The sequence below is a fragment of the Variovorax sp. PBL-E5 genome (assembly GCF_901827185.1).
In the GTDB taxonomy this organism is placed as follows: Bacteria; Pseudomonadota; Gammaproteobacteria; order Burkholderiales; family Burkholderiaceae_C; genus Variovorax.
Window position 1 is genome coordinate 4,336,068 of the sequence record NZ_LR594671.1, and the last position, 13,389, is coordinate 4,349,456.

13 protein-coding genes and 2 riboswitches are annotated in these 13,389 nt (G+C 66.8%); of the genes, 7 read left to right on the plus strand and 6 right to left on the minus strand.

Features of this window, described 5'->3' with window-relative positions; all coding sequences use genetic code 11:
- Nucleotides 1-3 precede the first annotated feature (3 nt).
- The gene (locus WDLP6_RS21005; RefSeq protein ID WP_162593908.1) at nt 4-798 is read right to left on the minus strand and encodes an enoyl-CoA hydratase/isomerase family protein; all 795 of its coding nucleotides are present in this window, start codon (nt 796-798) and stop codon (nt 4-6) included.
- 8 nt (nt 799-806) lie between these two features.
- Entirely contained in the window at nt 807-1,778 is a 972-nt protein-coding gene (locus tag WDLP6_RS21010) for a Bug family tripartite tricarboxylate transporter substrate binding protein (RefSeq protein ID WP_162569144.1), read from the minus strand.
- Nucleotides 1,779-1,860: 82 nt separating this feature from the next.
- Here WDLP6_RS21010 and WDLP6_RS21015 point away from each other — a divergent pair, with 82 nt between their 5' ends.
- The 3 genes from WDLP6_RS21015 (at nt 1,861) to WDLP6_RS21025 (ending at nt 4,715) form a co-directional block, all read left to right on the plus strand.
- A complete protein-coding gene (locus tag WDLP6_RS21015; RefSeq protein ID WP_162569145.1) occupies nt 1,861-2,640 on the plus strand; it encodes an IclR family transcriptional regulator in 780 nt (259 codons plus the stop codon).
- 105 nt (nt 2,641-2,745) lie between these two features.
- Nucleotides 2,746-3,759 (plus strand): tripartite tricarboxylate transporter substrate binding protein, encoded by a 1,014-nt coding sequence (locus tag WDLP6_RS21020; protein ID WP_232077179.1) that lies wholly within the window; start codon nt 2,746-2,748, stop codon nt 3,757-3,759.
- Between the two features lie 5 nt (nt 3,760-3,764).
- Complete coding sequence (locus WDLP6_RS21025) at nt 3,765-4,715, plus strand: D-2-hydroxyacid dehydrogenase family protein (protein ID WP_162593909.1); 951 nt, start codon at nt 3,765-3,767, stop codon at nt 4,713-4,715.
- A gap of 1 nt (nt 4,716) precedes the next feature.
- Here WDLP6_RS21025 and WDLP6_RS21030 read toward each other — a convergent pair whose 3' ends face one another.
- The 4 genes from WDLP6_RS21030 to WDLP6_RS21045 form a co-directional block, all read right to left on the minus strand.
- Complete coding sequence (locus WDLP6_RS21030) at nt 4,717-6,015, minus strand: MFS transporter (RefSeq protein ID WP_162593910.1); 1,299 nt, start codon at nt 6,013-6,015, stop codon at nt 4,717-4,719.
- A 109-nt stretch (nt 6,016-6,124) separates the two neighbouring features.
- The gene (locus WDLP6_RS21035; RefSeq protein ID WP_162593911.1) at nt 6,125-6,481 is read right to left on the minus strand and encodes a hypothetical protein; all 357 of its coding nucleotides are present in this window, start codon (nt 6,479-6,481) and stop codon (nt 6,125-6,127) included.
- A 9-nt stretch (nt 6,482-6,490) separates the two neighbouring features.
- Entirely contained in the window at nt 6,491-6,658 is a 168-nt protein-coding gene (locus tag WDLP6_RS21040) for a hypothetical protein (RefSeq protein WP_162593912.1), read from the minus strand.
- A gap of 302 nt (nt 6,659-6,960) precedes the next feature.
- Entirely contained in the window at nt 6,961-7,917 is a 957-nt protein-coding gene (locus WDLP6_RS21045) for a PDR/VanB family oxidoreductase (protein ID WP_162593913.1), read from the minus strand.
- 155 nt (nt 7,918-8,072) lie between these two features.
- Nucleotides 8,073-8,162: riboswitch (glycine riboswitch) on the plus strand.
- 15 nt (nt 8,163-8,177) lie between these two features.
- A riboswitch (glycine riboswitch) is annotated at nt 8,178-8,282 on the plus strand.
- 87 nt (nt 8,283-8,369) lie between these two features.
- Between WDLP6_RS21045 and WDLP6_RS21050 the strand changes: the two genes are divergently transcribed.
- The 4 genes from WDLP6_RS21050 (at nt 8,370) to WDLP6_RS21065 (ending at nt 13,380) form a co-directional block, all read left to right on the plus strand.
- Entirely contained in the window at nt 8,370-9,674 is a 1,305-nt protein-coding gene (locus WDLP6_RS21050; RefSeq protein WP_162593914.1) for a D-amino acid dehydrogenase, read from the plus strand.
- Between the two features lie 385 nt (nt 9,675-10,059).
- Entirely contained in the window at nt 10,060-11,289 is a 1,230-nt protein-coding gene (locus WDLP6_RS21055) for a porin (protein ID WP_162593915.1), read from the plus strand.
- Nucleotides 11,290-11,320: 31 nt separating this feature from the next.
- Nucleotides 11,321-12,211, plus strand: coding sequence for a LysR family transcriptional regulator (locus tag WDLP6_RS21060; RefSeq protein WP_162593916.1), 891 nt, complete (start codon nt 11,321-11,323; stop codon nt 12,209-12,211).
- 119 nt (nt 12,212-12,330) lie between these two features.
- Entirely contained in the window at nt 12,331-13,380 is a 1,050-nt protein-coding gene (locus WDLP6_RS21065) for an aromatic ring-hydroxylating dioxygenase subunit alpha (protein ID WP_162593917.1), read from the plus strand.
- Nucleotides 13,381-13,389 lie beyond the last annotated feature (9 nt).

The following is a 13,389-nucleotide window of genomic DNA, read 5'->3' on the forward strand; positions in this document are numbered from 1 at the left end:
GCATCACTCCCGGCGCACCGACTTGTCGAGAAAGGCCGAGACCGCGGCCCGGTGCTCGTCGGAGGTGTAGCAAATGCCCTGGGCCTGACTGCCCTGGCCGAAGACCTGTTCGGCGGACAGTTCGAAGCTCTGGTTCAGGATCGTCTTCGCCAGCGCCAGTGCGGTGGCCGAACCGGCCGTCAGCGCGCGTGCCCAGGCCGTCGCGTCGGCGAGGAGCGCGTCGGCCGTGCTGCGGCGATCGGCGATGCCGAGTTGCAGGGCTTCGTCCAGTCGCACGGTGCGGCCCGAGAAGATCAGGTCCTTGGCACGCACCATGCCGACGCGGCGCGGCAGGAAGTACATGCCGCCGCCATCGGGGATCAGACCGCGCAGCACGTAGTTCCACGCAAAGCTCGCGTGCTCGGAGGCGATGACGAAATCGCAGGCCAGCGCAAGGTCGGTGCCGAGCCCGGTCGAGGCGCCGTTGACGGCTGCAATGGTCGGCTTGGGCAAGCTGTGCAGCGCGGTCACCGCGTGGTGCGTGCGCTGCTGCCGGCTCCAGCCGTTGAAGGCGATCTCGCCGGCCGGCGCCTGCATGCGCTGCCGCATCGCGCGGATGTCGCCGCCGGCGCAGAAGGCACGGCCGTTGCCGGTCAACACCAGTGCCTTCACGTGGCGGTCGCGGCCGGCCTCGTCGATGGCCTGCATCAATTCGCCGCGCATGTCGTCGTCGATGGCGTTGCGCGCGTCGGGGCGGTTCAATGTCAGGAGGGCGATGCCGTCCTCGACGGCGTATCGGACTCGGTCGGAGCTTTGCATGGCGATCCTCACTCGGCGGTGATGTGGGCGGTCTTCACGATGTCCGACCAGCGCTGCATCTCGGCCGTGACGTAGTGATCGAGTTCGTCGGGTGCGCCCGTGTTCAGCACCAGGCCCTCGCTCTGGACGCGCTTGGCGAACTGCTCGCGCGTGGCGGCATGGCGCGCGGCCTCATTGAGCCGGGCGACGACCGCGGGCGGCGTGCCGGCGGGCGCGTAGAGGCCATACCAGCTCTCCGCGAGGTAGCCGGGGACACCGGCCTCCTGCATCGTCGGCACCTTCGGGAAAGCAGGCGAGCGGGTCGCCGAAGTGACGGCCAGCGGGACCAGCTTGCCGCTCTGGATGTAGGTGGCAACGCTCGCAACGGTCGTGATCATCATGTCGATCTGGCCGCCGAGCAGGTCGGTGAGCGCCGGGCTCGATCCGCGGTAGGGAACATGCGTGAGATCCACCTTGGCCAGACTCTTGAGCAGTTCGCCGGCCAGGTGCGCGGAGGTGCCGCTGCCGTAAGAGCCGTAAGTGAGCTTGCCAGGATGCGCACGCGCGAAGTCGACCAGTTCCTTGACCGACTTGAAGCCGCGGTCCGGCCGCACCACGAGCACGTTCGGCGAGCGGCCGATCAGCGCCACCGGCGTGAAGGCATGGACCGTGTCGTAGGGCAGCTTCGCATGCAGGCTCGGGTTCACTGCGTGCGCGAAGGTCGCCATCAGCAGCGTGTAGCCGTCGGGTGTGCTTTTGGCCACCACGTCGGTACCGAGGATGGTGCCGCCGCCGGGCTTGTTGTCGACGATCACCGGCTCTTTCAGATCCTGCGCCATGCCTTCGCCGAGCACGCGCGCGATCAGATCGGTGCCACCGCCGGGCGCGAAGGGCACGACCACACGCACGGGCTTGGCCGGAAACGGATCGGCATGTGCGCCGGGACTGAGCATGGCGAACAGCAGGCAAGTCGCCGTGAAGAGTGAACGCGTCGATGTCATCGGAAGTCTCCTTGTCGGTCGCCGAATGGTAGGTTTCCGGCGCCGCGAATACACTCCCTCAATTCCATCCAGTGGAAATGAAATGAATACGCCCTTCCACGAGAAGCCCGGCATTTCTCCGAGCAACCGTTCGCTGGAACGCGGGATCGAGATCCTGCGTGCCTTCAGGCCCGGATCGAACCTGCTCGGCAACGGCGAACTCGCCGAACGCACCGGCCTGTCGCGCTCGACCGTGAGTCGCCTCACGCAGACGCTGGTCGGCACCGGCCTGCTGGAACTCGATGCCTCCACCCGGACCTACCGCCTCCACGCAGCCGTGCTGAGCCTCGGCCACGCGATGCGTTCCGCTTCGCTGGTGCTGCAGAAGGCGGCACCCCTGATGAAGGCGGTGGCGGAGACGCACCGCGTCAACGTAGGCCTCGCGGTCGCCGATCGCGACGAGATGGTCTACCTCGAATCGATCCGCTACAACCGCCGGATCGCGCTACGCAATGTGGTCTCGGGCCAGCGCGTGCCGATCGAGCTCACCTCGCTCGGCTACGCCTACCTCGCGACGGCGAGCGATGCGCGCCGCAAGCTGCTGTTCGGGGTCTTCAAGGCGCGCCGCGGCCCGGAGTGGCCGGCGCTGCGGCGCGAGATCGAAGCGGCGATCGGTCACGTGCGCGCGCACGGCTGGTGCATGGCATCGTGGCAGCCGGAGGTGGTCGCGCTGGCGACGCCGATCGTGGTCGACCGCGTGCCCGTGCACGCGCTCAACATGAGCGTGAGTTCCGCGGAAGACCCGGCCTCCGTCGCACGCGAGCTGAAGGGCAAGCTGCTTCGCCTGGGCGCGGCGATTTCGAAGGCGATCGAGACGGCATGAAGCCCTGATTTCCAAGCAGTGGAAATCGCGGGTGGTGCCGCGCGCCGGGCGTGCCTAAGCTTCATTCATTCGAAGCCCGCCAGGGGCAACGTTCAGGAGACAGCCTTGAAGAAGAATTCCCCGGATTCGCGCCGCCGCGTCCTGCTTGCCGCTGCGGCGGCCCCGTCGCTGATGCTGCTGGGCGGACTCGGCCTGCCCGCGGTCGCGCGTGCGCAGGCCAGCGGATTCCCCGCCAAGCCCGTGCGCATCGTCGTGCCCTTCTCGCCCGGCGGGCCGACCGACCTGATGGCACGTGCGATCGGCAAGATCATGACTGCATCGATGGGTCAGCCCGTGATCATCGACAACAAGCCGGGCGGCGGCGGGGTGATCGGCCTCGGCGAGGTCGCGCACCAGCCCGCCGACGGCTACACGATGGTGTTCCCCTCCATCCTCGCGGTCACCAATCCGGCACTGATGCCGAGCTATCCCTTCGACACCGAACGCGACTTCAGCGGCGTGACGGTGGTCGGCTTCATTCCGCATGCGCTGGTCGTCAGCCCGCAGTTCCCGGCCCACGATCTGGCCGGGCTGGTCTCGATGGCCCGTCGGCAGCCCGACAGCCTGGCCTACGGGTCTTCGGGCAATGGCACGTCGGCCCATCTGGCCGGCGCGGTGTTCGCCAAGCGTGCCGGCATCCGCGTGACGCATGTGCCGTACCGCGGCGCTGGGCCCGCGGTGCAGGACCTGATGAGCGGACAGATCCAATTCATGTTCCTGGACATGAGTTCCGCGCTGCCGCAGATCCGGGCCGGCAAACTGCGGGCGCTCGCGGTGGCCAGCGCAGAGCGCTTCGCGGGCCTGCCCGAGGTACCGACTGTGGCCGAGCAAGGCTATCTGGGCTTCGGCATCCACGGCTGGTATGGCTTGCTGGTGCGCGCGGGAACGCCAAGACCGGTCGTCGAGCGGCTCTACACCGAAGTGAAACGCGCGCTGGACTCGCAGGAGGTGCGCCGGCTGTTCCAGGCCCAGGGCATCCAGCCCGGCGGTATGCCGCCGGCCGAGTTCGACCAGCTCATCCATAGCGATCTCGCACTCTGGAAGAAGGCGATCGCGGAACTCCACATCCAGTTGCAATAGCCGCCATGCGCATCGTGATCCCCGACGACTACCAGGACTGCGTCCGCCACTTGGCCTGCTTCGCGAAGCTCGAGGGCCATGAGGTCACCGTGTTCAACGACACCGTGCACGATCGCCATGCGCTCGCCGAGCGGTTCCGCGATGCCGAGGCGATCGTGCTCACGCGCGAACGCACGGCCATCGACGCGGCGCTGCTCGATCGCCTGCCGCAACTGCGCCTGATCAGCCAGACCGGCCGCATCGCCGGTCATGTCGATGTGGCCGCCTGCAGGGCGCGCGGCGTGGCGGTAGCAGACGGCCGGGGCTCCGGTGCGGCGACGGCCGAGTTGACCTGGGCGCTGATGCTCGCGAGCCGGCGTCATCTGGTGGCCGAAGCCGTGCGCCTGCGCGAGGGCCTCTGGCAGGGTTCGCTGGGCCAGCAATTGAACGGCCAGCGGTTGGGCGTGTGGAGCTATGGCCGCATCGGCCGCCAGGTGGCCGCCTACGGCCGTGCCTTCGGCATGGCGGTCTGGGTCTGGGGCCGCGAGGACTCGACCGCTGCGGCACGTGCCGATGGCTTCGAAGTGGCTCCCTCGCGCGCGAGCTTCTTTGCCGACAGCGATGTGATCAGCCTGCACGTGCGGCTGAATACCCAGACGCGGGGCATCGTCACGGCGCACGACCTCGCACGGATGAAACCGTCGGCCCTGCTGGTCAACACCAGCCGCGCCGAACTCGTCGCCGAAGGCGCACTCGCTGCTGCACTCTGCGCGGGACGGCCCGGCTTCGCGGCGGTCGACGTGTATGAAAGCGAGCCCGTGCTCGGCGCCGCGCATCCGCTGCTCGCCCTGCCGCAGGCGCTGTGCACGCCGCATCTGGGCTATGTCGAGCGCGACAACTACGAGCGCTACTTCGGAATGGCGTTCGACAACATCAACGCGTTCGCCCGCGGGCAACGCGTCGGGTTCGTCGATTGACTCAGGCGCGCACCGGCTCTGCCGCCTGTTCCCCACGCGGATCGTGCCCGATGAGCAGCACGAGCACGAAGGCAACGACCGGCAGCAGCGCCAGGAACAACACGGCATAGAAGTCGTTGCCCATCCTGTCCTTCAGCATGCCGAAGATCGTCGGGCCGATGTAGCCGCCGAGGTTGCCGATGGAGTTGATCCACGCGATGCCGGCCGCCGCGGCGATGCCGCTCAGGAAAGCGGTGGGCAGCGTCCAGAACACCGGCAATGCGCTGAAGATGCCGAAAGCGGCCAACGTGACGGCAGCCATCTTCGGCACCGGGGCGCTGATTTCCGCCGCGGCCACCAGGCCGGCGAAGATGCAGGCCAGCGGCACCAGCACGAACCACTTGCGTTCGCGCCGCGCGTCGGACCAGCGAGTCCAGAACAGCATGGCGATCGCGCCGACGAGGTATGGGAAGGCATTGATGAAGCCGATCTCGACATTGCCGAGACCGCCGAAGCCCTTGATGATCTGCGGCAGGAAGAAGCCCAGGCCATAGAGCGGCACCGTGATGCCCATGTAGACGAAGCCCAGGGCGATCACGCGCCAGTTGAACAGCGACTGCGTCCACGAGATCTTGTGGATGGATTCGCGATTGCGCTGCTCCGCATCGAGCGTCTGCTGCAACCAGTCGCGCTCCTCGGGCGCCAGCCACTTCGCGTCCTTCGGCCGATCGGGCAGGTACATGAGCACGAAGAAGGTCAGCACCAGCGCGGGAATCGCTTCGAGGATGAACAGCCATTGCCAGCCGTGCAAGCCGCCGACGCCCTCCATGTTGAGGATGTAGCCGGAAATGGGCGAACCGATCACGGTGGAGATCGGAATGGCGAACATGAACCAGCCCACGATGCGGGCGCGGTACGCGGCCGGAAACCAGAGCGTGATGTAGAAGATCACGCCGGGAAAGAATCCGGCTTCGGCAATGCCGAGCAGGAAGCGCACGACGTTGAAACTCGTCGCGCCGCCCACCCAGGCCTGGGCCGCGGAGATCAGGCCCCAGCTGAACATGATGCGCGCGATCCAGCGGCGTGCGCCGAAGCGTTCCAGCGCCAGGTTGCTCGGCACCTCGAAGAGGAAATAGGCAATGAAGAAGATGCCCGCCGCGCTGCCGAAGATGGCGCTCGTGAAGCCCATGTCCTTGGACATCGAGGCGCCGGCGAAGCCCAGGTTCACGCGGTCCAGGTAGGCGATGAAGTAACTGATCATCAGCAGCGGCAACAGGCGCCAGCCGACTTTGGATAAGGTTCTCTGCTCGAGCGAATTCATGCGGTCTCCAAACTGTTGTTGTCGTGGTACCGGTTTCGGACCGGCCGGGATTTATACCCCGACCCACTCTTTCTCGCATGAAAGCGGCGCCCAAGCCGCTGCCCCGCGCTCAGGTTGGCGCGCAGCGGGCGTAGACCAGCGCGAGGTAGTCGACGTGCCTGCGCAGCACCTCGAGCTGCTGCAGCGTCGAGCCCTGGACCCGCTCGTCGGGGTCGAACTTCAGGCTGCCGTCCGGCATCAGGATGAAGTGCATTTCCGCGCGGGGCGCGCCGGTGGCGTTCAGGTAGCCGCAACCCGTGCGGGTGCTGCGGTTGTAGGTCACGTTCGAGAACGCCGCGACACCGGACGCGGGGAGCTTGCGCTTGACCTGCATCTCGACCTGCCACACCGGCCAATAGAACCACCAGGCGGCGGTACAACCGGCAAAGACGGCAAGGCCGACCAGGGTGCAGACGAGTGCTCGCATGACTTGCTCCTACTCAGGTGGAATGAAGCGCATGGCCACCCTGCCCAGGGCGGTCAGTTCGGTCACCGTCGCTGTCCCCTGGCCCGGCCTGGCGCCCGGCGTGAAAGAGACCTTGACCCAGCCGCCGTCCCTGAGCGTGCGCAGGTGCTCGATCTCCTGGGCATTCGTGAACGTCATGGGCAGCGGGCCCAGGGCGAGGCGTTGGAGCAGGCTGTAGAGCATCGGCTTTTATCCGACGAACGATCCGAAGGCCAGGTTTCCCTGCCTCCCCATCGAACGGTGGCCTGCATGTGACTTCATGTAGCCAATTGTAATTACATGTAGTACCTAAGAACTAATCATTTCACGTGATGCATTTCACACGGGGGCGCGTTTTAAGGGGTGTTTTGTCTGCCTCGGCGGCTGGCAGAGCGGCCGAGCGGCGGGAAGCGCTGCCCTGGCTGCAGGCGCTGGACAGGGGTTTCCTGCCGATGACCGGCTCAAAGATCGAGAACGAGGTGTTCGCCGACGCAGCCCGACACGCAAACCATCATCGTCCGGTTCGAAGCGCGCTCCTCGCTCGAGAGCACCGAATCCCGGTGCGCCGGAATGCCCTCGAGCACCCGTGTCTCGCAGGCGCGGCAGACGCCCTCGCGGCAACCGCAATCGGCGTCGATGCCGGCTTGGTGCAGGGCATCGAGCAGCGCGACGCCCGGCTGTACGGCAAGGGTCCGGCCGGTGCGCGCCAGCGTCACCGTGTAGGGATGCTGCTGCCGCGACACCCCGTGCCCCGCATCCGCCGCAAAGCGTTCGACATGGACCTTCCTGAAGCCGAGTTCCTCGCAGATGCGTTCGAAGGCAGCAATCATCGGCGCCGGCCCGCAGCAATAGAAATCGCTCGCCGCCGGTTCGCCCGAGAGGAATTCGCGCAGATCGGGCGGCCTTCCCTGCTCTTCGTCGAAGTGGAAGCTGACGCTCTTCGACGACCCGAGCCGTTCGCAGAATGCTGCCTCCGGCCGGGACCGCGCGCAGTACAGCAGCGACGCCGGCTTGCCCAGCGCCGCGAGCCGCTCGTGCATGGCGAGGATCGGCGTGATGCCGATGCCGCCCGCCAGCAGGACCGACCTCGACGCTTCGGTATTCAGCGGGAAATGATTGCGCGGCGGCGAGATGTCCAGCATCGACCCGACCGCGAGCCGCTCGTGGACATGGCGCGATCCGCCGCGGCTGTTCCTGTCGTTGAGGATGGCGATCCGGTAGCGATCGCCTTCGGTGTCCGGGTTCAGCAGCGAGTAGCTGCGGACCAGATCCGGCGCCAGGTGCAGGTCGATGTGCGCCCCGGGCTCGAAGACCGGCAACGCTTCTCGCGTGCGCGGACGCAGCTCGAGGCTCACGATGTGCCGGGCTTCGCGGCGGACGGCGCTCACCGTCACGTGCAAAAGAGAAGAGCTGTTCATGGTCGCTTCGCGTTTCGATATCCGATAGGGCAGAAGCGAAAATTGTCGAAGGCCGTGGACGAAAGAAAAAATCGTTCCTTTGGATGCGAGGCATCGCGCGAAGTGATGCATCGCGTCGCACGCGCTCATCGACCGCGCGCCCTGCTTCGGTTAGACTCGCGCTCGCAGGAGAGCAGGCCGCGCGAGCGGCCTCACCGAAGGCGCAAACTCCCATAAACGCTCAGGTCGGCTCACGTGATGAGCCCGTACTGCAACCATCGTCAGAGCCGTCTGGAGAGCCATCACGCCACGTGATGCACCGAAGGAGCAAGCCCGCTGCGCCGCAGAGGGTGAATCTCTCAGGTACCGAGGACAGGGGGAGCGGCAACTTGAACATGCGTTCCGGTTGCTTTTCTTTTTGCAGCATCCGTTTCGCCGTGTTCGAGCGCCAAAACCTCGAAGGGGTTCTTGACATGCGCGTGATCGTTCTCGGCGCCGGCCTGCTCGGCGTCACCTCGGCCTACTACCTCCAGCAACTCGGCCACGACGTGACCGTGATCGACCGGCAGGCCACGCCGGCCGCCGAAACCAGCTTCGCCAACGGCGGCCAGATCTCGGTCAGCCATGCCGAGCCCTGGGCCAACCCGAGCGCGCCGCTCAAGGTGCTGCAATGGCTCGGCAAGGAAGACGCACCCCTGCTCTTTCGCTTCCGCGCCGACATGCGGCAGTGGCTCTGGGGCCTGCAGTTCCTGCGTGAATGCACGCCGGCGCGCACCCGCCACAACATCGAGCAGATCGTGCGGCTGGGCACCTACAGCCGCGCGACGCTGCAGCAGCTGCGCCGCGACACCGGCCTCGACTACGAGCAGCGCACGCAGGGCATCCTGCACTTCTACACGACCCAAAAGGAATTCGATGGCGCGCTCAAGCCCGCCGAGCAGATGCGCGCACTCGGCTGCGAACGCCAGGTGATCTCGGCCGACGAAGCCGTGCGGCTCGAACCCGCGCTGGCTCATATCCGCCCGCAGCTGGCCGGCGCCACCTACACGGCCGAGGACGAGTCGGGCGACGCCAACCGCTTCGCGCGCGAGCTGGTCAAGCTCTGCCAGGCGGCCGGTGTGAGGTTCCTCATGAGCCACACGGTGACCGCGATCCGCGAGGCCGGCGGCAGCATCGACCACGTCGAGGCGACCGACAGCGAAGGCCGCTTCCAGCGCATCCGCGGCGATGCCTTCGTGCTCGCGATGGGCTCGCTCAGCCCCCTCTATGCGGCGCCGTTGGGCATCCGGCTGCCGATCTATCCGGCCAAGGGCTATTCGGTCACGCTGCCGGTCATCGATGCCTCGAAGGCCTATCAGGTCTCGCTCACCGACGACGAATACAAGCTGGTGTTCTCGCGCTACACCTCGGCCACGGGCGACCGCATGCGCATCGCCGGCACGGCCGAACTCAACGGCTACGACCGCGACCTGAACCGCGTGCGCTGCGAGGCCATCGTGCGGCGCGTCGAGCAGCTGTTCCCCGGCGCCGGCGACACGACGCAGGCCCAGTTCTGGACCGGGCTGCGCCCCGCCACGCCGAGCAACGTGCCGCTGATCGGCGCCACCCGGTTGCCGAACCTGTTCCTCAACACCGGCCACGGCACGCTGGGCTGGACGCACGCCTGCGGTTCGGGCAAGTCGATCGCGCGCATCGTGAGCGGACTCGCGCCGGAGGTGGATTTCGCCTTCACCGGCGCGACGCCGCGGCCGCCGGTCCTCGGCTTGCAGGGCGCGTAGTTGCGCCGGAGTGATGGCGCAGCTATTGCGCCATCACATGGCTGCCATCGGAAAGAACGATTTTCCCATCGGTCGTTCGCTCTCTATTCTCGGGCTGCACCTGGCGCTTCATTGATGCCTGCCGAACAATTCAAAGAGGTTCACCCGATGTCCCCACGGATCCATCCCCGCATCGCACTGCGCCGGCATTCGGTGTGGACATAGCGCATTGACGACGGCGGCGGCCGGTCGCGTTCGACCGCGCCCCGCGTCCGCAGGCAACCCGCCTGCACATCACGCCCTTTCTGCCCACAAGGCCCGCCGCGGCGGCCTCGGACAGGCGCGCGCGTGCGCGATCCCTGTGCGCTGCCGTGAGCCGGCCGTCGATTCCCAACGGAGACATGCAATGAAGAGAAAAATATGGCTGACATCGGTGGCGCTGGCCGCCGCCGGCGCGGCCTCGGCCCAGTCGTCCATCACCGTGTTCGGCACGATCGATACCGCGATCAGCGGCTACTCGAACCGCTCGACGGACCCGAACGGGCCGACGCTGCTGAACCCCTTCTACGTCAACCGGGGCAGCGTGACGACGAGCCAGACCGCGCTCACCAATTCCAACTATTTCGCCAGCCGCATCGGCTTTCGCGGCACGGAGGACCTCGGCGGCGGACTGGCTGCGAGCTTCTGGCTCGAAGCGCCGTTCTCGAGCGACGACGGACAGACCGGCATCACCACCTTCTCGCGCCGGTCCACTGTCAGCCTCTTGGGCGGCTTCGGCGAGATCCGACTCGGGCGCGACTACACCGCGACGGTCTGGAACGACACCGCGCTGGACCCGTTCACCACCTTCGGTGTCGGCACCAACCTGATCCTGCGACCGAGCTTCGCGCTGAACTCCTTCGCGCCTTCCTACACCACGCCCGCCGGCACGGCCAACGTGACCGGCAACAACTACCTGCGCGCCAGCAACATGGTCGCCTACTTCCTGCCGCCGGATCTCGGCGGCTTCTATGGCCAGGTGCAATACGCGTTCGGCGAACGCACGCACTACAGCCCCGGCAATTTCACGCCGGTCGGTGCCGAGACGCGCGCGGGCCGCTACGTCGGCGCGCGCTTCGGCTGGGCCAACGGACCGATCAACATCGCGGCGGCGTATGGCGAAAGCACCCTGGACAGCAACTACGACGCCGGCAGCACGGCGAAGCTCGATACCTTCAACATCGCCGGCTCCTACGACTTCGGTCCGGTGAAATTGTTCGCCGAACTCTCCAGGGTCAAGCGCAAGGTCGACGATGTGGTTGCACCGCCCGCACCCGTGAACACCATCGACGTCAACGGCTACATGCTGGGGCTGATGGCGCCCATCGGTCCCGGCCTGATCCGCGCCAGCTACGGCAATGTGCGCTACGACACTCACCAGACAGTGCCTGGCAGCCCGGGCGATCCACGCGCCGACCAATGGGCGCTGGGCTACGTCCACAATCTGTCGAAGCGCACGGCGTTGTATGCCACCGTGGCCCGCATCCGCAACAGGAACGGCGCCAACCTGAGCGTCGGCGGCCCGGCGTTCGTGACCACCGGTTTCGTTCCGAAGACCTCGACCGGCTACGACCTGGGTATCCGCCACAACTTCTGATGCCCGACGGTTCGGGCAGACTGGGAGCGAGATGAATTTTCTGAAGCTCGATCTGAATCTCCTGGTCGCGCTGGACGCCCTGCTGACGGACCCGCACGTCACGCGCGCCGCGGAACGCCTGTGCGTGAGCCAGCCCACGCTCAGCGGTTCGCTGGCGCGGCTGCGCGACTACTTCCAGGACGAGCTGATCGTCCAGGTCGGGCGGCGCATGGAACTGACGCCGATGGCCGAGGCCATGCGCCAGCCGTTGCGCAACGTGCTGGGCGATGCGGAAAAACTCCTGTCGACCAAGTCGCACTTCGACCCCGGCACCTCGGAGCGCCGCTTCACGCTCACCTGCACCGACTACGTCTGGGCCACGCTGATCGGCAAGGTCCTCCGGCGCCTGGCGTCGGAAGCACCAGGCATCCGGCTCGAATACGGCGGCACCGCGCGCGACTTTGCCGAGCACCGCGTCGAACTCCTCATCGTCGCCGACCGCTTTGCGCTGAAGGAGCATTCGTCGAGGCAGCTGTTCCAGGAATCCTTCGTCTGCATCGCGTGGTCCGGCAACGACCGGATCGGCGATGCAATCAGCTTCGACGAGTACTTCGCGCAGGACCACATCGTCGCCTGGTCGTCGCGGCCGACCCTGGTCGCGGACTGGATCGCGGCCCGGCATGGCATGCGCTGCCGCATCGCGACCCGTGTTCCCGACTTCACGATGGTCCCGCAATCGATCGTCGGGACGCCCTATCTCGCCACCGTGCCGACGCGCATGGCCAACCACTACGCGGGCCATCTTCCGCTGCGGATCCTGGAGGCGCCGCTCGAACTGCCGGTCCTCACACAGGTCATGCAGTGGCACCGGCATCAGGAATCGGACCAGGGCATGCAATGGCTGCGCGAACTGATCGTCGACTGCTGCCTGACGAACCGCTGAATCCTCCGGCCGTTGCTGCGGCCATCGGGGTCGTCGATGGATCGCATCCCCACAAACGATTTCCCGCTTCGGCAGGTGTCGCTGAAGATTCGGGCATCCCTTTTCTCTCGACTCGACGCATGACTCTCATCCGAAATGCCTGGTATGCCGCAGCCTGGTCCCACGAGATCCAGCGCACGCTGCTGGCCCGCACGATCCTGCAAGAACCCGTGGTGCTGTTCCGGCGCGAGGACGGCGAGCCCGCTGCGCTGGCCGACCGCTGCCCGCACCGCTTCGTTCCGCTGCATCGCGGAACCCTGAAGGGCGACACCGTCGAATGCGGCTACCACGGCCTGTGCTTCAACGCGCAGGGGGCCTGCACCCACAACCCGCACGGCAATGGACTGATTCCGAGAATGGCGCGGGTCCGCGCCTATCCGCTGGTCGAATCGCAAGGCGTGGTGTGGATCTGGATGGGTCCGCCCGAGCTGGCCGACCCGGCCGCGATCGTGCGCTTCGAACCGCTCGAGGACGACCGCTTCGAAACGGTCCACGGCTACCTGCACGTGAACGCGAACTACCAGCTGATCAGCGACAACCTGCTCGACCTCACGCACGGCCAGTACGTGCATCCGATGTTCCGCAATGCCGCGGGGCCGGCCGCCATGGAAGAGTCGCCGGCGAACGGCGACACGGTCTGGGCCCGCTTCGTGCGCCGCGACCAATTGCCCAACGGGTACTTCAAGATGCTGGGCTTCCCGCCCGAGCAGCGCGGCGACCACCGCAACTTCATGCGCTGGAATCCACCGGGCAATCTGCTGCTGGACGTCGGCATGACCGCGGTCGGCGGTCGGCCGGAGGACGGCCTGTCGATTCCGACGACGCACCTGCTGACGCCGGAGACCGAGACCAGCTCGCACTACTTCTGGGCCATGTCGCGCAACTTCCGGACCGGCGACCGGGCGCTCAGCGACGAGTTGCTGCGCGTGGGCATCGACATCTTCAACAACGAGGACAAGCCCGTGATCGAAGCGCAGCAGGCCTACATGCAATCCGAGACCGACCTCTTCAAGATGAAGCCGATCCTGCTGTCGACCGATGCGCCGGCGGTGCGCGCGCGGCGCATTCTCAAGGAGCGCGCGGAACGGGAACAGCGGCAGGGCGCGGCAGTGCCGGTGCCCGCGAAATAAGCGCGAGAT